We start from the raw sequence: 20531 nt of genomic DNA, 5'->3' as shown, positions 1-20531 counted from the left end.
CCGCCCGCGCCACGACCTAAAAAGAAAGGGCTAACGGGGTTTGTGCTGAAATGAATCCTGTTTGTGCACAGTGTTTACACATAGCAATTTGCAAGAAAGAGAAAGCACCTTGCAGTGCGCTTGAGGCATTACACAAAATCGGCCAAGAGCAAGACCGACAAGCAAAAACGGAATTAATCCGAGAATATGCCAAGCGAATAGGCGTTATTGACTACGAAGTATCCGAAGAACTCCGGCTATTGGGTGAACAGGTTATCACTGGTATGCCGGAGTTAGCTTTTATCCTGGCTTATGATATCCGCGTCGGTTATGTATTAAGCTACGAGTCTAAAAAGAAAGACGGTAAAATCATAGATGCTGATTGCAGGAAAGTGACTGGCCCTTACAAGGCGTATTTGCCGTTTGACTTTATCGTGACGTTCTACGAGCCCAATATGAGTTATATGACCGAGAATCAACGTAAATTGCTGATGCTGCATGAACTTAAGCACATTGGCATTGGCCCTAGAGGGATAAGAATTGAGCCGCATGACGTTGAAGACTTCCAGAGCATTCTGGACAAATATGGCTTGCGTTGGAATGGCTTTGGCAACGATGTACCAGACATATTGGCAGGTGGTGATGATGGAGAAAAAGCCAAAAAAGCGAACAGCAAAGCGTAAAAAAACTGGCAGTGTTTGGGTGCCGCGTCCTGAACTTGTTAAAATGGCGCAATTCCTTATCAATCCTGACGATAGACGGTCTAAAGCGGAAAAAATAAAAGCAGCTGGACTGTCGGAAACAATTTTTTATCGCTGGATGAAAGACGCGCGATATATTCAATACCTTAATGACCAGATTGACAAGTATACGGATAGCGAACTGTCTGAAGTCTGGAAAGCCCTTCTCAGGCAGTGCAAACTAGGTAATATCGCCGCAATTAAGCTGTTTTTCGATATGAAACGCATGAACCCAGAGCTAAACGACAAGAGGGAACTTGAACGGGCGCGTTTGGAAATCGAACGTCAGAAGCTGGCTATTCTCGAGGCTAAAGCCGGTGGCGCTGGTGAAGAATTGCCCGATGATGGATTCCTGGAAGCGTTGGGGGCGAAAGTACCGGATATATGGGGCGGTGAAGAACCATGTCCATAATGCAGCGTATCCGGGTTAAGGCCAAAGCTGCTATTCAGTTTGTTTCTTTTTCACTTAAACAGCTTCAAATCCTTACTTGGTGGATGGCGCTGAGTCCATACAGGAATTACGCGGGAATCATTGCTGACGGGGCTATCAGGGCCGGTAAAACGGTGCCGATGGCTCTTTCTTTTGTGTTCTGGGCTATGCAGGAGTTTGATGGTCAGAACTTCGGTATGTGTGGTAAATCGATAGGCTCTTTCCACCGTAATGTGTGGAGTTGGTTACGGCCGGCGCTCCGGGCCAGAGGCTATACAGTTATGGAAGTCCGCACGGGGCCTGAAAAGCACATCGTCATTCAGCACCGGGGCCGCGTAAATTATTTTTATATTTTTGGTGGCAAAGACGAACGCAGTCAAGACCTAATACAAGGTATTACGCTTGCGGGGATCTACTTCGATGAAGTAGCGCTGATGCCGGAAAGCTTTGTTAACCAGGGGACTGGCCGCTGCAGCGTAACAGGGGCAAAATTCTGGTTTAACTGTAACCCGGACGGCCCCATGCACTGGTTTAAGGTGCAATGGCTGGATAAGGCACAGGAAAAGCGCCTGCTGCACTTGCACTTCATCATGGACGATAACCCCAGCCTGGCCGAAGAGACCAAAACCCGGTACAAGTCTATGTATACCGGCGTATTCTTCCAGCGCTTCATATTAGGCCTATGGGTAGTTGCACAGGGCGCTATTTATCGGGATTGCTGGTCTGATGAGATTCTATTCATTGATGACGATATGGAGCCAGGCCTGTGTAACAACCCTGCCTATCGCCGCTATATCGGCGTTGACTACGGCACAGCGAATGCAACGGTATACCTGGATGTTATTGACGATGGCCGGACATTGTGGTTTGTGAATGAGTACTACTACGACAGCCGGGATGAGAAAAACGGTTTGAAACAAAAGACAGACGGACAATATGCCGACGATATGGAAACCTTTATCGGTACAGACGGCATAGCGCCGTCCTTTTTCATTATTGACCCCAGCGCGGCCAGTTTTAAGGCCGAACTACGCCGGCGACATTTGAAAGTACGGGAGACTGAGGAAATTATCAATGCCGATCATGTTGTGGTGGATGGTATCCGTATGGTGTCTTCCATGATGGCACAGCGCAAAATGCGGATACACAAGGAGAAATGTCCAGTGCTTGTTAAACAACTCTTATCTTATGTTTGGGATGAAAAGGCCATAACAAACGGTGGCAAAGAAAAGCCGGTTAAGGTTGATGATCACGCGCCGGATGCTGCACGGTATGTAGTAAAAACAATGATTACAGCCAGGAGGTTAGCTGCATGAGTAGTAGAAAAAAAGCCGCACAGAAGGCTGCTAAATCAGTAAAGACCAATGACACGGTTAAAACAAAAGATGCATTCCGCAACCAACTGGCGCGGCTGGGTTTCGGCACGCCAAACCTCTTGGAGGCTACCGAGTACCCAATGACCAGGCTAACTCAAAACTGGCAGCTCCTAAATAGCCTGTACCGCTCGCATTGGCTTATTCGGCGCATTATTGACGTAGTACCAGGTGATATGCTGAAAAACTGGATTAAGATAACAAGTCAAATGCCGCCGGATGCACTGAAACGGTTTGATAGCTTGGTCCGTAAGACTCAGCTGAAAAAGCGATTGTTAGAGGGCTTACGCTGGGGCCGTCTGTATGGTGGAGCTGCCGGTGTTATCCTTATTGAGGGCCAGGGCGATATGCTGGCCGAGCCGTTAGACCTGGATACGGTGATGCCGGGTACGTTCAAGGGTCTGCTAATCCTAGACCGCTGGTCCGGCATTATGCCGCTGTCTACAGAACTGGTTACGGACTTAAACGACCCGGATTTTGGTCTGCCGGATAGGTATATTATATCGACCGAGACGATCAGCCGAGGCATTGAAGTGCATCACAGCCGGATAGTTCGGTTTACCGGTCGAGACCTGCCTTTTTGGGAAAAGCAACAAGAAATGTACTGGGGCGCATCCGAGGTTGAACATGTCTTCGACGAATTAAAAAAGCGTGATAATACTAGTTGGAATATAGCCAGCCTGGTATTCAACGCCAATATCAGAGTCATGAATATTGAAGATTTGGAGCAGGCGTTTACTACCATGGACGAACAGTCCGTCCAGGATATTTACAATGTTATTCAAGCGCAGAATTGGCTTATGAGTAATACTGGTACGCAGTTGCTAGGGAAAAATGATAAGTTTCAGACATTCCAATATTCCTTTTCCGGCGTAGATAAGGTGTACGAAAACTTTATGATGGATCTAGCTGGCGCGGCGGAAATGCCTGTTACAAAGCTGTTTGGCCGCTCCCCTGCCGGTTTAAATGCTACGGGTGAGAGCGACAATCAGAACTATGATGAAAGTATAGGGGAAAAACAAGAGTCGTATTTACGTGACCCGCTTGACCGACTGCTGCCAATTATGTTTATGTCTGAGTTCGGGGCGATCCCGGACGATCTGGACTACAATATCAATCCGGTACGAACGCCAAATGCCAAGGAAAGCACTGATCTAGCCAGTACACGAACAAATGCAGCGAAAGAGGTGTATGTGGCCGGAGGAATCAGTCAAAAGATCCTGCTCAAGGAATTGAGGCAAATGTCCGAGGATACGGGCATGTGGACGAATATTACTGACGAGGATATCGAAAAGGCTGACGATTCCACGCAGCAGGGTGAAGCGCTGCCGGATCTAAATGATTTGGGCTTACCAACAACAGGTGAGCAGCAATGAAACCTGAAGGCTGGCAAGCCCAGCGACGCATAGAAACGGATTATGACCGGGCAATACGTCGCCTCATACAACGCACTTGGCAGATTATCGGTATTGATCCGGACTTGCTGAATCCCTGGGACTTTGTTCGTCGGCTGGAACGTTTGGCTAATACGGGTAGCTTCGATCATTTTGCATTAGCTACAGCTAAGAGAATGATTACACAGGCATTCTTCGATACGGCGCAGACGTGGCGGGAAGCAGCAAAGGGCGGTTCAAAAGGCCGCTTGATATACGAGACTCTACGTCGAGAAATGCAAGGCCCCGTTGGTAATACGGTGTATGCGCTCATCGACCGCAATGCCGGAATCATCCGCAGTATGCCTTACGACTTGGCCAGCCAAGCGACATTGTATATTCAAGAACAGACTGCAGAAGGAAAACGCCCGGAGCAGATTGCGCAGGAACTATTAGCAAAGTTCCCGCATATGTCGGCCAAGAAAGCAGCGTTAATTGCTCGCACTGAGGCGTCAAAGTCGCATACAGCCCTTATTCAAGCCAGGTCGGACAGATTAGGCTTAGCCTGGTACGTGTGGCGTACAAGCCAGGACGGACGTGTCAGGAGCAGCCATAAGCACATGGAAGGTGTGTTATGCCGATTTGATACGCCGCCGTCTCCTGAGCTGCTGGCCGGGGAAAAGAATGTCGGCGCGTATAATGCCGGTGAAATTTATAATTGCCGCTGTTACCCGGAACCGTTAATTGATATAACTGATGTATCTTGGCCGCATAAGGTGCATTACGGCGGCCGGATTGTTAGGATGAGCAAAGAACAATTTAGAAAGGTGGCGTAATTATGATTGACTTGGATTTAATAAGTCCTTTACGAAGTGGAGATTTAATTATTACTGTGGGTCTACCTCTAAGCGGAAAAAGCACTTTGGTAAAAAATTGCTCTGAGTACATGCCGAATGTAGTTGTTGTTTGCCCGGATACGATACGGCTTGCTTTGCATGGAAACCAGTTTATAGGACGGGCTGAGCCGTTTGTGTGGGCTATTGCTCAGACAATGGCGAGGACATTTCTTATGCAGGGGAATACGGTTATAATCGATGCGACAAATACAACCGTTGAACGTCGTAAAATGTGGGTTTACATGGCGAGGGAGTTTAAAAAAGGGCTCACGATCTATCATGTAAAAACACCGGCTGACGTCTGCAGAGAAAGAAACAAGGCATTAGGAAGGCTGGATGAGAGTATTATTGACCGCATGGAAGAACAGTTTGAGCGCCCGCTTGCTGATGAAGGGTATGTTTTTACAGCGGCGCAAGTGGAAAGTTATCTGTATACGCCGAGTTATCCATTTCGAGAGGCAACCTTACCAAGTCCAAATCTATAGTTACAGTTACCGCTTAATAGCGGTTATTTTTATGCCCGAGAGGAGGCGCTATTTTGCGAGCGTTTTACGGGACACGTTTTAGTCCCAATATGACCAAGACCCCGGAGGGCTTTTTAATTTGTCACAACGTACCCATTGCCCGGACTGGCTGGCAGGACTATCTGCCGCGAGAAATCGGTCTGCCGGGTGATAGTTCGGTCAAGGTGTATCGGTCAGAAGAGGAAGTATTCTCCCCAGGAACTATCGCCAGTTTTGAGGCAAAAGCGGTTACGGACGATCACCCCGCGCAAGATGTGCGACCGGATAATATCGCTGCTTATGGAAAAGGCCATGCGCAGAACGTTCACCGTGGCAGCGGCGATCAGTCTGATATGCTGCTGGCTGATCTAGTGATCACAGACCCTATCCTGATATCGGAAATTGAATCCGGCAAGCGGGAAGTATCCTGTGGCTATGACTGCAACTATGTGCCCCGTGACGACGGCCAAGGATATGACCAGGTTGGTATCTGTGGGAATCACGTGGCCATAGTGGAAAGGGGCCGCGCTGGGCCGCAGGTTGCTATACAAGATTCGAAACCAAAAACACGAGGAGGAAAAAAGATGAAGATTGACAGGGATACTCTTTTAGGAAAAATTCTCAAAGCTTTTTCTCAGGATGCCGAGCCGGAAGAATTGGCTGCCGCTCATGAGATGCTAGGCGAGAAAAAAGAGCCAGCTAAGGATGAGGAATTGCACAACGAGCAGAGTGAAGAGAATTTTAACGCTCAAATTCTGGCTGCTATTAAAGCTTTGCAGGCTGATGTAGCTGAAATTAAAGCTGGTAAAACGGCCCCTGAGGTCAAGGATGCTCTTTCCGAACTGGAAGAGGAAATGACCAACGGCAAGCCGGATGATCCTACTACTGATGAGAATGCCGAGGAAAGTGTTACTATTCCGGCAGAGGAGATGGAAAATCAAGACGGCTCTAAGGTTATGGACGCTAAGACTACGGATAAAGCGGCTATTTTGGCAACTATTAAGGCCGTTAAGCCTATCATTGCAGGCCTGCCTGCTGCTGAACGCAAGAAAGCATCCGACGCGCTTACTAAGGAACTTAGGGCTGCTATGCAAAAGCCAGCTCCTACTCAGGATGCCTATACCGAAATCCTGAAACGTAAAAAAGTGGCTGACGCTAAAGCTGGCGAACCTGGAGACTTTGGAAAGAATTGCGCCAAGCACAATCCGCACATGAAGAAGGAGGGTAAATAATGCCTGGTAAAGTAATAGGAATATCCTTTAACAACGGGTATCCCGGCACTATCTCCCGTTTAGGCGATGAAATCAGCCGGACCCGCCCACTGAAAGAAGGTTCTGAGGATCTGTATTTTGGCGATCCTGTTATTTTAAATACAGACGGAACCTTTCAAAAGTTTGGCGCCGGCAATACCGCAGCCCAATTTGCTGGGGTTGCTATGCGTCGGATTAAAGGCGCCACACAGTATTTGTCACAGAACCGCGCCTTTTACACCAGTCTTGAGCCTACGGACGTACTGGAACGTGGTGGCGTCACTGTCAGTGTGAATGTAGGTACTCCAACCATTGGCGGTGCGGTATACATCCGTATTGCTGCAAACGGATCTATCCCCGCCGGAGTAATCGGCGGATTCGAAGCGGCTGCCGACGGTGCTAATACTATTCAGCTCACGAACGCCAAATGGGCGATATTGAAAGATGCCAACGGCGTGGCAGAGCTAACCATTCTGACCCGGCAGGGCGTATAAGGAGGATTTTCATGAAAAAAGTTTATACACTTGACGGCGCAGCTGGCATTCCCCGCGGATTTGCAGTACGCCCGATGACCATGGACGCCGCTGCCATTTCCAGCGGTAATGCGTTTTTAGTAAGTGAACTGGAGAAGCTGGACCCGACTCTATTGGAACCGCTCACCAGTTCAACCTATGCAAGGGATATTACCATAGAGAGCGGCGGCGGCTGGGTAGAAACCACATCTGTCATGAATGTTGACTATGCGGTGTCCGGCGGTCAAGCTGATGCTGTTGGCGGCGTCCAAAATAATGTACGTCTTATTCAGGCAAACTTGGATAAGGACCTGTTCAAGGTATTTCCGTACGAGGTAGCGATGAAGATTAAATTCGTCGATATGGAGCGCGGCAAAGTCACTGGCCGGAGCCTGGAGCAAATTTATGATGACGGAATCCGTCTAGACTGGGACAAATACCTGGATATCAACACTTATAAAGGGCAGGCATCTTACGGCACGTATGGCCTGGTAAACCAGCCGGGTGTAACGGTTGGCTCCGTAGCCCAGAATGAGGGTGGTACATCTACCCTATGGAAAAACAAGACGCCTGACGAAATTCTGAACGACATAAACCAGGGAATTACTGCTGCCTGGACCGCAGCCCAATATGACCAGTCGGCGGTTGCCAATCATATTTTGATTGATCCATCCAACTATGCGTATATTGCAAGTACGAAGGTATCCGGATATGCGGACAAGACAATATTAACCTTCCTGCTCGACAACAACATTGCGAAAGAAAAGGGATCTGACTTGTTTATCGGCGACTGCCGCTGGTGCTTAGGTGCAGGTTCTGGCGGCACAAATCGTATGGTGATCTACGTAAATACTAAACGATTTGTAAATATGCCTGTGCCAGTGTCCCTCTCCCGTGTTATGACACAGCCCGTTGTTGGCACTGCCAGCTACGACAGTTTGTATGTAGGTAACGTTGGTCAAGTACAGGTTAGATATACGCAGCCTATTCGCTACGCGGACGGAATTTAAAGGAGGACCATATGAGAATTTTTACAAAAAAGTCATTTGAGTTTAAAAACGCGGACGGGGAATCTGTAGTGACCCGTCCGATTGATTTTGCTGACGTGCCGGACTGGGTAACATCGGATCCTATTTTTGCGTGGGGTAAAAAGGACGGCGATATCACTGTAACCGAAACAGCCAAGGAAGAAGCGGCAGCCGAAAAAAAGGCAGCAGAAGACATCGATGCGCAAGCTAAAGCTGACGCAGATGCTAAAGCCAGGGCTGAGGCAGAAGCCAAGGAAAAAGCTGACGCAGATGCTAAAGCCAAGGCTGCTGCCGATAAGAGTAAATAATCATGTATGTATATGACAGCGGCGGTGCAAGCATAATTGCTGCCGCTTCCAATTTGCGTTCTGGTGATAATCCGCCATATGCTTTGGATGATTTTTACGTCCTGTACCCAGCTTTCGGACCTAGAGAAACACCTTCCGAAGGTCCCGACGGTGAGCCGACGACTACCTACCTGGTAGACACTTCTATCATCGAAATGTACATCGAACTGGCGGATGCAGTAGTGAAGGAATCACGCTGGCGTAAGCGGTGGAAGTTTGCCATGGGCTTATTTATAGCTCATTTTCTTACACTGTACTTGCAGAGTTTTGTCGATGCAAACAGCACTGCGGCGCAGGTCGTCGCTGCGGGACAAGCACGAGGGCTAATGACCAGTAAATCAGTCGGTGATGTATCTGTTAGTTATGACTTTTCCACTATCGCCCAGGGACTTGACGGCTGGGCTGCCTGGAACCTGACCACTTTCGGCCAGCAATATGCAACCTTGGCCCGTATAGTAGGCAAAGGCGGGATGTACGTGTGGTAAAAGGCACCGTAGCTGTCACGGCCAAAGGCGACCCAAACATCTTAAAAAAGATTATGGCCGATTTAGGCAAGCTGGAAGTATGTGTGGGTATCCCCGAAGAAGAGGCCAGCCGGCAAGGTGAGGAGATTAACAATGCCGAACTGGCCTATATTCATACCCACGGAGTACGGGCGGGCTCTATGCGCGAGGAAATGCAACCGGCGATAGATGCGGGGAAACCCTATTCCAAGGCCTACGAAATGTACGTGCAGGAGCATGGCTCTCCCCTTTGGCATTCGCCGCCGCGTCCTATCATCGAACCAGCGATTAAAAAGCACCAAGAATCCATTGCCGAAAAACTGAAGCCGGCGGCGCAAGCCGCATTAAATGGCAATGCCCAGGGGGCGCAGGATGGCCTGGAAAAGGCAGGCCTGTTTGCGGCTAACAAGGTAAAAGACTATTTTGTTGATCCTGAAAATGGCTGGGCACCGAATACGCCTGAAACGGCTAAGTCTAAAGGCAGCGACCGGCCGCTAATCGATAGTGGAGCGTTGCGCCAGGCTATCACGTATGTTGTGAAGGAGCGTGAATAAATGATTAACGTTGCTGAAATTATCCAGGACCCGGATTTTTGTAAGCCGTACACGCTTTACCGGAAAACTACAGTTCTGGTCGGTGGCCGTCCGAGAACTTCGGAGAAAGATATACAGCGTAGTGGCGTTATTATTGCGGCTACTAGCAAAGACTTGCTGCAAGTGCCTGAAGGCGACCGGGTGAAAGGGATTATAGCCGTATACGATACAGAAGATTTACTAGTAACGAATGAGAAAGGAACATCAGACAACGTAGATTGGAATGGTGAACGGTACCGCCTTTTCCAACTTTGGCCACGTAAAGCCAACGGTTTCTACAAGGCACTAGGCGAGCGAATTGCAGGTGATTAAATGGCAGATTTGATCTTAACAACCGAGCAACTGGAGGACTTGTTTTGGAAAGTAACCATGTTGATGCTGGGATTTAATCCTGATGAGTATAACGACCCGGATAACCCGCCAACCTTCATGCCTGTTCGCATATCCTGGCCAACCGAAGGCGCACCGGCGTGGAAAATCCATGAAGATGTTGCCTTTCTGCGTATCGATGAAGAAGACGACGAAATAAATATTCTCCGTGATAATGTATTGCAAGCGGGGGATGAGGACAGCGCAAATCAGACCACGGGCCAGACCCGTGTAATCCGTGTTCATTGGCTGCTGTATGGTCCGAACAGTTGGAACAACGCCAGCAAGATTCGTAGGCTCCTTTACGATGAGCCATACCGCGAGCCTTTGACCGCTAACCAGGTATTTCTGATTCCACGAGTTAAAACGCCGCAGCGCCTGCCGGAATTGTTCGGCGGCCGCTGGTGGGAACGGGCGGATGTAGCGGCCAGCTTCAATACTCTAGTTCGGTATGACAGTACTGTGCCGTATATCAAATCTGCTGAGGTTACAATACAAAGTAATCCTGAGTCAGGCATAACTAATACGACGACAGTGTTTCCCGTAGTTATCGTCGACAAAAATACAAAAACACATGGAGGTGTGTAATGGTTACACAAAGCTTAAACTCTGTTGTTGATGTTGTTGTCCAGGTATCGCCACTGTCCGCACCTAGACGGGCCTTTGATACCGGGATGATTGTTGGCAGCAGCGAGTTAATCCCAGCGGCAGACGCTTTCCAACTATATGAAAGCCTTGATGCCATATTGGAAGACGGATTTACGGCTGAAACGCCGGAATACAAAGCGGCTAGTCTCTATTTCAGCCAAAACCCTAGACCGCGTAAACTAATGATAGGCACAACAGAGTTACAAACGATTACCGGCTATACTATCGCGAACAAGGGGACTGGGTATGCTGTGGGCAATATTCTGACGGTTGATGGAGGTAGTGGCGGCCGGTTTATGGTTACCGAGGTATACCAGGTTGGTGGCGTAGCGCAAGTTACTATAGCCAACGCAGGAACTGGCTATAAAGAAGGAGACATTTTAACCGTTGGCGGCGGTACCGGTTGTACCTTGGTTGTAACGGGAATTGACGAAGACGGATCTGTCACTAGTGTTGATATCGACACGACTGGCAGCGGTTATGCCATATCTACCGGTCAGACAACCACTGTAACGCCAGCCGGTGGTACCAGCTGCACAGTTAATATTGTGGCCGTCGGCGCAGCAGGCGCAATCGCGGAGCTTACGCTGTTAAGTGGTGGGTCGGGGTATAGTACTGCTATTGGCCAGATAACTACTGTATCCTCCGGCAGTGGTACCGGCTGCACCATTGATATTACCTCTGTAGGAGCAGCAACCTTCGCCGCCGCGGTTGCACATTTGCGGGGAAAAAATGCGGAATGGTACGCTGTATCCTGCCTGGATGCCGCTAAAGAAGAAATCCTGGCAATAGCTGAGTATGTTGAGGTGGCCACGCCAACCACGGTGCAAGTCTATACGACCAACGACGCTACTGTGTTTCCTGCTCTCAAGGCGCTGAAGCGGAAACGCTCCATAGGGCAATATTCTACAACGAATTCCCATGCGGCAGTGTCGATCATGGGCTACGCTATGCGGGCTAATACAGGTATGGCCAATTCCGCATACACATTGAAATTCAAGCAGGAGCCGGGTGTAACCGTAGAGCCGATAACCTCTACTGAATTACTCGATATCAAGGCCAATAATGGCAATGTGTACATCAATCGCGGTATGTACTACGACATGTTCGAGGAAGGTGTCATGGCGGACGGATCATTTTTCGATGAAGTCCTCAATCTTGATATGCTGTCCAATGATATCCAACTTAACGTAATGGATAAGTTGTACAAACTGCCTAAAGTTCCGCAAACCGAGGCCGGCGTCACGCAACTGGTGGAAGCTTGTATCTCTGCCAGTAACAAAGCTGTTACGCGGGGATTCTTAGCTCCCGGGAAGTGGACAGGGCAGGAAATCCTGAACCTCAACACCGGCGATTATCTAATTCAGGGCTTCTTAGTGCAGTCTGAGGCTATCGCCGATCAGACCGAAGCAGATCGGGAGGCAAGGAAAGCACCACCAATTTATATCGCCATTAAAGAAGCTGGTGCGGTTCACAGTGTCGTTATCGGCGTATATGTGAACAGATAACCATGGCTGACTTTTGGAAATCCGCTCTTGCTGTCGTATCCTCCCTGTTTGCGCCGGTATCTACCTATAGTTTTCTCGATCTGACAGGGGTAATCAATCACCCGTCCTTCGGGGCCTATACCCTAACAGGGAAAGGCGTAGGTGAAATTACTATATCCATGGCCACGGACTCGACTAACCACGATATTGGCGTGGATGGCGCGGTCATTCCTACACAAATCCCCGGCAGAAATGGGATGATCACTATCCGAGTACAACAAACGTCCACTCTGCATAAATGGCTGCTAGGTTGGCATAACTACCTATCGGGGCCAGGAACACCCCGTAATGAATGGCTAATGACCACGGTTCTGATTCGTGGCCGGACTCTTAAAATTCAGCACACAGCGCGGGGCGTTAGCCCTCAGAAAATCGGGGATATCCCCTATCGGGCGCAGGGGGACTTAGTCACATGGAACCTTATGGCGGCCGACATACAAACCGAGTAAAAAGGAGGAGTTAAATTGCCTGATATCTCTACCTATAGTTTTTTGGACTTAACGGGGAATATTGTTCACCCGTCTGTTGGCGCGTATACGTTCACCGGCCAGGGCATTGGTGAAATGACTATCGCCATGGCCACAGACCGGACAGCGCACGACGTAGCTGCCGACGGTGCGGTTATGGTCAGCAAGTTAGCTGGGGAAAATGGTATCATCACAATTCAAGCTCAGCAAACATCCAGCCTGCACAACTGGCTGATGAATTGGTATAACTATCTGTATCTGGCTGATACCGATGAATGGACACAAACTACTATCCTGATTCGTGCGCCGAAGATGGGGCGGTCCCATGTCGGCATAGGCGTAAGCCCTCAGAAAGTCGGCGACACGCCATACCAGGCGCAGGGTCAGCGAGTGACGTGGCCGCTAATGTGTGCGGATCTGAAAACACTACCGATATAAGGAGGACGTATGAGTAAACGAGAAGATCATAAAATCGTGGAACTGGCCGGCCGGAAGTGGCGAATTGAAAAATTCGATGCTCTGACCGGCTGTTATATTGCCTATAAGGTTATGGGGCAGGTATTACCAATGGGGATGGATGCCTTGGTGAAAGGGGAAGCCGCTAATACTATAGTCCCAGGGCCTAAATTACCTGTTATGAGCAGGCAGGAGTTTACCGAACTACAATTCGATTGCCTGGGGGTTTGCTATGAGGTGCTTCCTGCTGGCAAAGCTCCTGTTATCGGTGAAAATGGAGCCTGGGGCGTGGCAGGGCTGGAAAACGATACAGTCACGGTTATGACGTTGACAGTTCATGCACTGATTTTTAATATTTCAAGTTTTTTCGACGGAAACGCATTGAAGGACTTAACCGCCAGCTTCTCGGGTACGACCCTATTCGGTGCGTTAATCTCGAAGAACTTGCCTACACCCCAGTAATGGCTGGCATGTGGCGGCAGCATGAAGTTTGGGACGGCACCTATACATTGGATGACTTGTTGGACGCGCATGAAATGCTAACCGTAAAACAGGAAAATGAACTACGGGCCCGACAGGCGGCGGAAAGGGGATAGACCATGCTGGACGTCATAAAATCATACCTGGTTGCCCTGGGCTTTCAGGTCAACCAACCAGAATTTGATAAGGCTCAGAAGGCTGTAAACGACTTAGGCCGTACTATTCAATCAACTACCGCGGGCATGGCCAAAAACTTTGCTACCGCCGCCACCGGCGTCACGGCGGCTTTGGCCGCTATAGGCGCTGCTACAGGTGGCCTAATGACACAAGAAGCTGATGCTGATATGCAGTATCAGAAATTCGCGCTCAGATTATGGACTACCAAGGAAAACGCTAAGGAACTGAAAACCGTACTGGACGCCATGGGCGAGAGTATGGAGGACGTGGCATGGATTCCAGAGCTACGGCAGCAGTACTTTCAGCTAGTACGCCAAGGCCGGCAAATGCAAACTCCCGGCGACGCCGGTGGGCAGCTTCAGTATATCCGCTCGATCTTATTTGAGTTCAAGCGCATGAAGCTTGAAGTACAATACGCCACCGAATGGGTGGCATACTACCTAGGCAAGTATCTCAGTGGTCCGCTGGCGAACATAAAAAAGCAGTTAAGCGAGTTTAATGATAAGCTAACAGCCACAATGCCGCATTGGACGAAGCGGATTGCCGAGGTACTGGTTACCTTTATGAATGTTGGTATGGCCGGTGCCCGGTTTATCCGGGATTTATACCGGGGAATCATGCAACTATTTGACCTGTTGCCCGTCGGTGTAAAAAAAGCCGCGATGGCAATTGCTGCTATCGGCCTGGCTTTTAAAATTAGCCCCCTAGGCGCGGTAATCACCGCGTTTTTAATTTTACTAGAAGATTTTTATGGTTACATTGACGGCCGGAAATCATCTAAGACACTAGCTCCTATCTGGCAACAGTTAATTGATTGGTTTAATAAAATCAAGGAACTGTTGCCTGTTATTAAAAGGTATTTGCAGGATTTTTGGGCTGAAATAAAAAAATCCGATGGGTACGCCCTATCGGTAAAAATTTTGCATGACGTTTTTAAACTGCTGGAAGCGACAATTAAAAACATTCCGCCTTTGCTGGCGGAGGCATTCGGGGAGATAGCCAAGTCACTTGCGAAAAACGGTGTATTAGAATCGTTTCGAAACATGTTTTACGAAATCGGAAAGGCCATTGATGATATTTTTGTCAGCCTGACCAAGGTAATGGAGCAACTTGGACTTTTGTCCAGTAGCTCAAAGTATAAGGGCTTTTGGCAATGGTTCGGGGATGAACTCAGCCGGGAACTGAAGCGCCTTGCCGCGTTTGGAACCATCCTAGCCAAATTGGTACAATTGAATTGGGCTATCATGGGTGGCGAATTCAAGAAGGCCGGAGCTATCAGCAAATCTATTCTGGGAGATGTCGGCGGTATTTTTGACGATTCAAGCGGTAGCGGAGTTAAAAGCGAAAATGAAAGCGCCGACGTTACTGCGTATATACAGGAGGCGGCTAGAAAATATGGGGTTTCAGAAAGCCTGATTCGGGCAGTTATTCAGCAGGAATCAGGCTTTAACCCAACGGCTCAATCGCCTGTAGGGGCTTATGGATACATGCAGCTTATGCCTGGTACAGCATCCGGTTTAGGTGTTAACATGTATGACCCTCGTGAAAACATCTTAGGCGGAACAAAATATTTACGGCAGATGCTAGATGAATTTAACGGGGATGTGAGAAAAGCACTGGCCGGGTATAACGCAGGACCAGGAGCTGTTGAGAAGTACGGGGGTATTCCGCCGTATAGGGAAACACAAGACTATGTGGATAAAGTCTTAGGGTATTACGACGATTACAACTCTGCACGCCCTGTAGCCTTTACCGGCTTTGACACCTCCAATGCCCTAGCTAATGCAAGAGCCAATATGGCGTTTTACCAGCAAAATGCTTATACACCATATGCGCCAGTATCCGAGGGAGGAGGCGGTTCCTCGCTATCCGTCGGTCCTGTTTATATCAATATCACGCAGCCGAATGCAACGCCAGCGCAAATACAGCAGGCAGTTACAACAGGCGTTCAGCAAGCGCAACAGCGGAATACCGCTATTCAAATTCGTGAGTTAAGGCCGGTGATGGTTTAATATGGATATACAGAAAGCATGGGGTTACTACAATCTTGCGAAAGTAGTTTTAAAACGGGCTGAAGAGAAGCAGCAGGCGCCAGAATGGGATCAGAACAAGACTGCTTACCGGCCGCCAGAGTGGAACGGGCTACCGACAGAATTATCACAGCTTGTGTTGGTTAAGACCAATATCGCCGGATTCTTTTTTGACGCAGTAATCAGGGAGGATCATACGTCCTCCCTAAAAATTACTTCGCACCCGGTACAGGACGGCGCGAATATTACGGACCATTCCATAGTTGAGCCGAAAGTATTAGTTATGGAAATCCTAATGTCCGATGCTGTGGACGATATGTATAATCAGCAATTTATTAGCTATGTTGCACCAGGTAACGCAGCTGCGGATAAAAGTAAAAGCAAATCGGCCTATCATGTCTTGCTTGAAATTCAGGAAGGGCGGATACCCGTCAGTGTTTTGACCCGCCTGACGCAGTACGACAACATGCTGATTGAAACCATTTCTGTGCCTGATGATTCCAAAGCCCTGTACGGCCTTCGCTGCACGGTAACGCTGAAAGAAATATTTATAGTGAATGTGGCAAAAACAAAAGTCAGTGCAAGGCCGCATGACACGGACTTCACTGACCGGGGGCAATTGCAAGCAGAAGCCATTGAGGACCCAGGAACGTATGGGTACCAGATAGAAAAAAGCCTTTCGAATGGAAGCAACTAGTTTTTTAATTATCCGCTTTCCCAGACTCTCTTATTAAATACGCATAACGAGGGTCGTTTTTTGCCTTTTCCAACAAGACCGCTATGTTTTCAGCGATTTTCGAATATACTTTGTGCTCTTCGTTTAAAGGTGTTACTTGCCTAAATCCTCCTCGTGAGCCCATAAAATTCCCATACGCATCAACAAAGATTTCCTTTGTTGAAACGGCCTGTTTATTTTGCATATCGAAATAGATAGCTTCCATTGAGCCCTTCAACCAGTCGGGGTTGGCGCCCCCAAATAAAATTACAGTTCTGTTTTTTATGCGTTCTTTAAATCCGCTAACCATATTTTGCCTTAATGCTTCGTCTTTAGCCTCGTAATACACGGTGAAACTGAAATTTCCATTTTGAGGATATTTACTCCAAAACAAATTAAAGTTAATCATATCATCAGGTATATAAGCGTCTACTTTCTCGGAGGAGTAAACCAAAATTGGCACAGCAAGCCCATCGTTAATAGTGCTGTACATGACTATTGGCCGGGCTAAAGCCTGCGCGCTGAAAAGCATGAGGAAAAACAGGATTAAAATAAGTTTTTTCATAGACTCACTCCTTTCTAAGCAATACTTCTACAAAAACCAAGAATTTCCCTTGTAAAAAATAACAAAAGGTGATTTTATGGCTTATCAAAAAATTCCACTGACAACTGCCCCAAATCAAAAATTCACTTGTACGCTGCAGATTGATGGACAGAACAAAGCACTGTCCTTTTTTGTTGCCTGGAATTCGATTGCCGGCTATTGGATTATGGGCATTACTGATGAGGCGACGAACAACGTTCTGCTTTCATCTATTCCGCTGATTCCGGGGGACCCACCCGCAGCTAATATTTTAGAACAATACTCTTACCTTGGCATTGGCAGCGCTTACGTGGTGAATACCGGCAATTCTGCAACAGAATTCCCGAATGACTCAAATCTAGGGGTAGACTGGATTTTAATTTGGAGTGATACGCCGATATGAGCAACTATCTGTATGGCCGCAAATTCCGTGTATACGTAGCCGACAAAGCGGATAACGCCTGGGATGTGTCAAACCTACGCTGCACTTTCAGCATTGAGAAAAAGGCCAGAGCGGTGTCCAATTATGCAGAGATCAACATTTATAACCTGACCAACGACACCGAAACAGAGATTATCAAAGAAGGCGTGCGGATTATCGTGGAGGCTGGCTATGACGGGATTATCGATACGGAGACTGGCCAGCAAACAGAGGTTAAGCAGTACGGGAAAATCTTTGACGGAGACATTATTCAGTTTGTCCGCTCCCGGGAAGATAACGTGGATTATGTTTTGTCTTTAATCTGTTTAGACGGCGACGCCTTCTTAAACAATGGCATTCTTAAAACGACGCTTAACGCCGGCGTGACGCAGCGGCAAATCGTTGAGCATATTGCTCAGCGGTCCATTGTCCCAAATAAAACGAAACCAACTGAAATTGGCCGCATATCGCCAGAGTTATCTACTCAGCGGTTGCCGCGTGGTAAAGTGTTTTTCGGGATGCCTAAAAATTATTTAGGCGATATTGCCCGCGACAATGCTGCTAGTTTCTGGGTAGATGAAGGGAAAATTTACATTGCTAAAGCAACGGACATTGCCCCCGACGAGGCTCTGGTTTTGACACCGCAAACCGGTTTAATCGGTTCGCCGCAGCAAGTACAAGACGGGGTTAGCTTCCGGTGCTTGTTGAATCCGGCAATCAAACTGCAGACAATGATCAAACTGGATAATGTTCTTATTCGCCAAGCCAAGTACCAGATTGGGCTTATACCTTCCAAACTGGACGAGGATGGGCAGTACCAGGTATATAAATTAAATCATATTGGCGATACCCGGGGCGATGAATGGTATACAGAAGTTATTGGCGTTAGCCGCTACGGGTTGATGCCGCTCATGCTGGCCACGGCAGACCAGAACCCGCAATAGGAGGTTAGATTTTATGCTCACAATCAATGAACGACTGGGAGATCAAACCGAACTATTCCGGCTCCTGGCGCTTATGACAGCCCTGGACATTCGCGTGGCCATGCCGGGGATCATCGAATCCTATGATTCTGACAGACAGACGGCTACCATAAAGCCGGCCATCCGTGAGAAAGTAAATATAAGCGGGAATCAAGAATGGACAGATATCCCTTTGCTGGTAGATGTACCGGTGATGTTCCCCCGCGCCGGTGGCTATTCGATCACTTTCCCCGTCAAAAAAAATGATGAATGCTTGGTGATCTTCGCTGATTGCTGCTATGACGCTTTCTGGCAGTCGGGCGGGGTGCAAAATCAAATTGACCGCCGCCGGCATGACCTGTCCGACGGGCTGGCCATCATAACTAAAATTTCACAGCCGAACCGATTGTCAGGGGTGTCCACCGACAGTCTGCAAATTCGGAATGACGCCGGCAGCGCAATCATAGAAATTGCAGACAGTAACATCAACATCAATTCTGGCAACATCAATATTGGCCCCAATACCACCATTGATGGCCGTTCCTTCCTGGGGCACACCCATGGCGGTGTGGAACCAGGCGGCGGCACAACAGGAGGCGTGACATGATCTATCGACGTTTGGATGCGAACGGCGACTATACATTTGGCCAAAATCGGCAAGCTTTCCTATCGAAAGAGGAAGCGGTAGCACAGGCAGTTTATACGCGACTAAAGCTGCTGCTAACAGAATGGTGGGAGGATACCGAGGATGGATTGCCGTTATTTCAGGTTATACTTGGTGCCAGAACAAACAGGGGAACCCAGGCCATTGACCTGATTTTGCAAAAACGAATCCGAAATACTACGGACGTGACGGATATATTCGATTTTTCCAGTACCTTTGATAACGAGACACGCAAATACGTATTCCAGTGCCGTGTGGATACGGTATATGGCACTATCACCTTGGATGAGGAGGTGACATTCTGATGGCTTATTTTAAACCATACATCGACGCCAGCGGCTTACATCTCCCCAGTTATATAGATATCAGAGATGGCATGATTGCCGAGGCAAAGCGGATTTACGGGCAGGACATCTATTTAGAAAACGACAGCGCCGACTACCAATATATCTCCGCGCTGTCACTCAAGTACCATGACGTACTGCAAACCTTGCAACTGGCATATAACAGCCGATCACCGAGTACGGCTACTAACGCAGCGCTGGATGGTACCGTGAGAATTAACGGTATCAACCGCAAAGCAGCGTCTTACTCAACTGTCCCTGTCATCCTCACCGGCCAAGGCGGCACGGTGATAACAAACGGCATTGTCCAGGACGTATCCGGGTATAACTGGGCGCTGCCTGCCTCTGTAGTTATCGGCACATCCGGCTCCACATCATCGGTAGCCACCTGTCAAACCCTGGGTAACATAACCGCGCAGTCGGGAGAGATTAACAAGATCATGACGCCTACAGCCGGTTGGTTGAACGTGTCCAACTCTGCAGCTGCCAGCCCGGGGCAAGCAGCGGAAGTCGATTCAGCCCTGCGTGGCCGGCAGGCTGCCAGTACGGCAAATCCCAGTACCACTGTCTTGGATGGCATCGATGGCGCGATTTATGCCTTGCCGGGTGTAACCCGTCATATTCTTTACGAAAATGATACAGGCCAGTATGATGATAACGGCCTGCCGCCCCATAGTTTGACTGCAGTTATCGAGGGCGGCAACGATGAGGAAATCGCCAGAACCATCCACACCCGGAAAACGCCGGGGGGATATACAAACGGAACGACTGCTATACTGGTTATGAATGACCGGGGGCAGAATGTGCTGATCAGGTTCTATCGGCCGACCTATTATAATATGGCCGTTACACTGAATATCAAGCAGCTCACCGGGTACACCAGCAATGTGCTCGAAAACATAAATGCTAACCTTGTGGCATACCTCAACAACCTGGCCATTGGCCAGGATTTGGCCCTGTCGGCTTTATGGGCCGCAGCTATGACGGCGAATGTAGACTTGCATATGCCGTCTTTTTCTATTCAGTCGTTGACAGCCGGGACCGTAGGCAAAGCCCAAAGTACAGCGGATATTGTGATCCCGTTTCACGGTGTTACCAAGGGAGAATTAGCCAATATTAAGGTTAACCCCGCTTAGGAGGG

General features: G+C 48.6%; 27 protein-coding genes. 26 read left to right on the top strand and 1 reads right to left on the bottom strand.

Annotated features, from left to right (window positions below):
* Positions 1-50: 50 nt before the first annotated feature.
* The 21 genes from SALPA_RS28955 to SALPA_RS11040 are packed head-to-tail and all read left to right on the top strand — an operon-like array spanning position 51 to position 16398.
* On the top strand, positions 51-662 hold the full coding sequence (locus tag SALPA_RS28955) for a putative metallopeptidase (RefSeq protein WP_186451024.1): 612 nt from the start codon (positions 51-53) through the stop codon (positions 660-662).
* A complete protein-coding gene (locus SALPA_RS11130; RefSeq protein WP_186451023.1) occupies positions 622-1131 on the top strand; it encodes a phBC6A51 family helix-turn-helix protein in 510 nt (169 codons plus the stop codon). Before SALPA_RS28955 ends, SALPA_RS11130 begins: the two co-directional genes overlap by 41 nt.
* Positions 1122-2465 carry a PBSX family phage terminase large subunit gene (locus SALPA_RS11125; protein ID WP_145093635.1) on the top strand — a complete coding sequence of 448 codons (1344 nt, stop codon included), beginning with the start codon at positions 1122-1124 and terminating at the stop codon, positions 2463-2465. Before SALPA_RS11130 ends, SALPA_RS11125 begins: the two co-directional genes overlap by 10 nt.
* Positions 2462-3898: a DUF1073 domain-containing protein gene (locus SALPA_RS11120; RefSeq protein WP_145093632.1), complete on the top strand. Its 1437-nt coding sequence runs from the start codon at positions 2462-2464 to the stop codon at positions 3896-3898. Before SALPA_RS11125 ends, SALPA_RS11120 begins: the two co-directional genes overlap by 4 nt.
* Positions 3895-4731: a phage minor head protein gene (locus tag SALPA_RS11115; protein WP_145093629.1), complete on the top strand. Its 837-nt coding sequence runs from the start codon at positions 3895-3897 to the stop codon at positions 4729-4731. The genes SALPA_RS11120 and SALPA_RS11115 overlap by 4 nt, the downstream gene beginning before the upstream one ends.
* 2 nt (positions 4732-4733) lie before the next feature.
* Positions 4734-5276: an ATP-binding protein gene (locus tag SALPA_RS11110; protein ID WP_145093627.1), complete on the top strand. Its 543-nt coding sequence runs from the start codon at positions 4734-4736 to the stop codon at positions 5274-5276.
* 53 nt (positions 5277-5329) lie between these two features.
* The gene (locus tag SALPA_RS11105) at positions 5330-6526 is read left to right on the top strand and encodes a DUF2213 domain-containing protein (protein ID WP_145093624.1); all 1197 of its coding nucleotides are present in this window, start codon (positions 5330-5332) and stop codon (positions 6524-6526) included.
* Complete coding sequence (locus SALPA_RS11100) at positions 6526-7038, top strand: hypothetical protein (protein ID WP_145093621.1); 513 nt, start codon at positions 6526-6528, stop codon at positions 7036-7038. Before SALPA_RS11105 ends, SALPA_RS11100 begins: the two co-directional genes overlap by 1 nt.
* 11 nt (positions 7039-7049) lie before the next feature.
* Entirely contained in the window at positions 7050-8066 is a 1017-nt protein-coding gene (locus SALPA_RS11095) for a DUF2184 domain-containing protein (RefSeq protein ID WP_255451150.1), read from the top strand.
* Positions 8067-8077: 11 nt separating this feature from the next.
* On the top strand, positions 8078-8392 hold the full coding sequence (locus SALPA_RS11090; protein ID WP_145093618.1) for a hypothetical protein: 315 nt from the start codon (positions 8078-8080) through the stop codon (positions 8390-8392).
* Positions 8393-8394: 2 nt separating this feature from the next.
* Complete coding sequence (locus tag SALPA_RS11085; RefSeq protein ID WP_145093615.1) at positions 8395-8916, top strand: DUF4054 domain-containing protein; 522 nt, start codon at positions 8395-8397, stop codon at positions 8914-8916.
* On the top strand, positions 8910-9488 hold the full coding sequence (locus SALPA_RS11080; protein WP_145093612.1) for a hypothetical protein: 579 nt from the start codon (positions 8910-8912) through the stop codon (positions 9486-9488). The genes SALPA_RS11085 and SALPA_RS11080 overlap by 7 nt, the downstream gene beginning before the upstream one ends.
* Positions 9489-9839, top strand: coding sequence for a hypothetical protein (locus SALPA_RS11075; RefSeq protein WP_145093609.1), 351 nt, complete (start codon positions 9489-9491; stop codon positions 9837-9839).
* The gene (locus SALPA_RS11070) at positions 9840-10484 is read left to right on the top strand and encodes a hypothetical protein (protein WP_145093606.1); all 645 of its coding nucleotides are present in this window, start codon (positions 9840-9842) and stop codon (positions 10482-10484) included.
* Entirely contained in the window at positions 10484-12052 is a 1569-nt protein-coding gene (locus SALPA_RS11065; RefSeq protein ID WP_145093603.1) for a DUF3383 family protein, read from the top strand. The genes SALPA_RS11070 and SALPA_RS11065 overlap by 1 nt, the downstream gene beginning before the upstream one ends.
* A 2-nt stretch (positions 12053-12054) precedes the next feature.
* Positions 12055-12540, top strand: a complete 486-nt coding sequence (locus SALPA_RS11060; protein WP_145093600.1) for a phage protein — start codon at positions 12055-12057, stop codon at positions 12538-12540.
* Between the two features lie 15 nt (positions 12541-12555).
* On the top strand, positions 12556-12996 hold the full coding sequence (locus SALPA_RS11055; RefSeq protein ID WP_145093597.1) for a phage protein: 441 nt from the start codon (positions 12556-12558) through the stop codon (positions 12994-12996).
* Between the two features lie 9 nt (positions 12997-13005).
* On the top strand, positions 13006-13476 hold the full coding sequence (locus tag SALPA_RS11050; protein WP_145093594.1) for a phage tail assembly chaperone: 471 nt from the start codon (positions 13006-13008) through the stop codon (positions 13474-13476).
* Positions 13476-13610 carry a 4-alpha-glucanotransferase gene (locus SALPA_RS30335; RefSeq protein WP_222427957.1) on the top strand — a complete coding sequence of 45 codons (135 nt, stop codon included), beginning with the start codon at positions 13476-13478 and terminating at the stop codon, positions 13608-13610. Before SALPA_RS11050 ends, SALPA_RS30335 begins: the two co-directional genes overlap by 1 nt.
* A gap of 3 nt (positions 13611-13613) precedes the next feature.
* Positions 13614-15683, top strand: a complete 2070-nt coding sequence (locus SALPA_RS32435; protein WP_304624550.1) for a lytic transglycosylase domain-containing protein — start codon at positions 13614-13616, stop codon at positions 15681-15683.
* Position 15684: 1 nt separating this feature from the next.
* The gene (locus SALPA_RS11040; protein WP_145093591.1) at positions 15685-16398 is read left to right on the top strand and encodes a phage baseplate protein; all 714 of its coding nucleotides are present in this window, start codon (positions 15685-15687) and stop codon (positions 16396-16398) included.
* Between the two features lie 4 nt (positions 16399-16402).
* Here SALPA_RS11040 and SALPA_RS11035 read toward each other — a convergent pair whose 3' ends face one another.
* Positions 16403-16981 (bottom strand): hypothetical protein, encoded by a 579-nt coding sequence (locus tag SALPA_RS11035; protein ID WP_145093588.1) that lies wholly within the window; start codon positions 16979-16981, stop codon positions 16403-16405.
* Between the two features lie 76 nt (positions 16982-17057).
* Here SALPA_RS11035 and SALPA_RS11030 point away from each other — a divergent pair, with 76 nt between their 5' ends.
* From SALPA_RS11030 to SALPA_RS11010, 5 genes are read left to right on the top strand one after another with little or no spacing between them, the layout of a single operon-like run.
* Entirely contained in the window at positions 17058-17402 is a 345-nt protein-coding gene (locus SALPA_RS11030; protein WP_145093585.1) for a hypothetical protein, read from the top strand.
* Complete coding sequence (locus tag SALPA_RS11025; protein ID WP_145093582.1) at positions 17399-18364, top strand: hypothetical protein; 966 nt, start codon at positions 17399-17401, stop codon at positions 18362-18364. The genes SALPA_RS11030 and SALPA_RS11025 overlap by 4 nt, the downstream gene beginning before the upstream one ends.
* A gap of 13 nt (positions 18365-18377) precedes the next feature.
* A complete protein-coding gene (locus SALPA_RS11020; protein ID WP_145093579.1) occupies positions 18378-18989 on the top strand; it encodes a Gp138 family membrane-puncturing spike protein in 612 nt (203 codons plus the stop codon).
* Positions 18986-19351, top strand: coding sequence for a hypothetical protein (locus SALPA_RS11015; RefSeq protein ID WP_145093576.1), 366 nt, complete (start codon positions 18986-18988; stop codon positions 19349-19351). Before SALPA_RS11020 ends, SALPA_RS11015 begins: the two co-directional genes overlap by 4 nt.
* The gene (locus SALPA_RS11010) at positions 19351-20526 is read left to right on the top strand and encodes a baseplate J/gp47 family protein (RefSeq protein WP_145093573.1); all 1176 of its coding nucleotides are present in this window, start codon (positions 19351-19353) and stop codon (positions 20524-20526) included. Before SALPA_RS11015 ends, SALPA_RS11010 begins: the two co-directional genes overlap by 1 nt.
* The last annotated feature ends 5 nt before the right edge of the window (positions 20527-20531 follow it).

This window comes from Sporomusa sp. KB1, from assembly GCF_007830295.1.
In the GTDB taxonomy this organism is placed as follows: domain Bacteria; phylum Bacillota; class Negativicutes; order Sporomusales; family Sporomusaceae; genus Sporomusa.
The sequence above is the reverse complement of the archived record's forward strand: the minus strand, read 5'-3'. Positions and strand labels throughout refer to the sequence as shown.

Coding starts and splice junctions, on each gene's coding strand:
- SALPA_RS11060 (WP_145093600.1), top strand. CDS start 12,055: ATGGCTGACTTTTGGAAATCCGCTCTTGCTGTCGTATCCTCCCTGTTT.
- SALPA_RS11035 (WP_145093588.1), bottom strand. CDS start 16,981: ATGAAAAAACTTATTTTAATCCTGTTTTTCCTCATGCTTTTCAGCGCG.
- SALPA_RS11090 (WP_145093618.1), top strand. CDS start 8,078: ATGAGAATTTTTACAAAAAAGTCATTTGAGTTTAAAAACGCGGACGGG.
- SALPA_RS11075 (WP_145093609.1), top strand. CDS start 9,489: ATGATTAACGTTGCTGAAATTATCCAGGACCCGGATTTTTGTAAGCCG.
- SALPA_RS11040 (WP_145093591.1), top strand. CDS start 15,685: ATGGATATACAGAAAGCATGGGGTTACTACAATCTTGCGAAAGTAGTT.
- SALPA_RS11110 (WP_145093627.1), top strand. CDS start 4,734: ATGATTGACTTGGATTTAATAAGTCCTTTACGAAGTGGAGATTTAATT.
- SALPA_RS11025 (WP_145093582.1), top strand. CDS start 17,399: ATGAGCAACTATCTGTATGGCCGCAAATTCCGTGTATACGTAGCCGAC.
- SALPA_RS11130 (WP_186451023.1), top strand. CDS start 622: ATGATGGAGAAAAAGCCAAAAAAGCGAACAGCAAAGCGTAAAAAAACT.
- SALPA_RS30335 (WP_222427957.1), top strand. CDS start 13,476: ATGGCTGGCATGTGGCGGCAGCATGAAGTTTGGGACGGCACCTATACA.
- SALPA_RS11095 (WP_255451150.1), top strand. CDS start 7,050: ATGAAAAAAGTTTATACACTTGACGGCGCAGCTGGCATTCCCCGCGGA.
- SALPA_RS11125 (WP_145093635.1), top strand. CDS start 1,122: ATGTCCATAATGCAGCGTATCCGGGTTAAGGCCAAAGCTGCTATTCAG.
- SALPA_RS11070 (WP_145093606.1), top strand. CDS start 9,840: ATGGCAGATTTGATCTTAACAACCGAGCAACTGGAGGACTTGTTTTGG.
- SALPA_RS11065 (WP_145093603.1), top strand. CDS start 10,484: ATGGTTACACAAAGCTTAAACTCTGTTGTTGATGTTGTTGTCCAGGTA.
- SALPA_RS11015 (WP_145093576.1), top strand. CDS start 18,986: ATGATCTATCGACGTTTGGATGCGAACGGCGACTATACATTTGGCCAA.
- SALPA_RS32435 (WP_304624550.1), top strand. CDS start 13,614: ATGCTGGACGTCATAAAATCATACCTGGTTGCCCTGGGCTTTCAGGTC.
- SALPA_RS11085 (WP_145093615.1), top strand. CDS start 8,395: ATGTATGTATATGACAGCGGCGGTGCAAGCATAATTGCTGCCGCTTCC.
- SALPA_RS11010 (WP_145093573.1), top strand. CDS start 19,351: ATGGCTTATTTTAAACCATACATCGACGCCAGCGGCTTACATCTCCCC.
- SALPA_RS11100 (WP_145093621.1), top strand. CDS start 6,526: ATGCCTGGTAAAGTAATAGGAATATCCTTTAACAACGGGTATCCCGGC.
- SALPA_RS11030 (WP_145093585.1), top strand. CDS start 17,058: ATGGCTTATCAAAAAATTCCACTGACAACTGCCCCAAATCAAAAATTC.
- SALPA_RS11120 (WP_145093632.1), top strand. CDS start 2,462: ATGAGTAGTAGAAAAAAAGCCGCACAGAAGGCTGCTAAATCAGTAAAG.
- SALPA_RS28955 (WP_186451024.1), top strand. CDS start 51: ATGAATCCTGTTTGTGCACAGTGTTTACACATAGCAATTTGCAAGAAA.
- SALPA_RS11115 (WP_145093629.1), top strand. CDS start 3,895: ATGAAACCTGAAGGCTGGCAAGCCCAGCGACGCATAGAAACGGATTAT.
- SALPA_RS11020 (WP_145093579.1), top strand. CDS start 18,378: ATGCTCACAATCAATGAACGACTGGGAGATCAAACCGAACTATTCCGG.
- SALPA_RS11050 (WP_145093594.1), top strand. CDS start 13,006: ATGAGTAAACGAGAAGATCATAAAATCGTGGAACTGGCCGGCCGGAAG.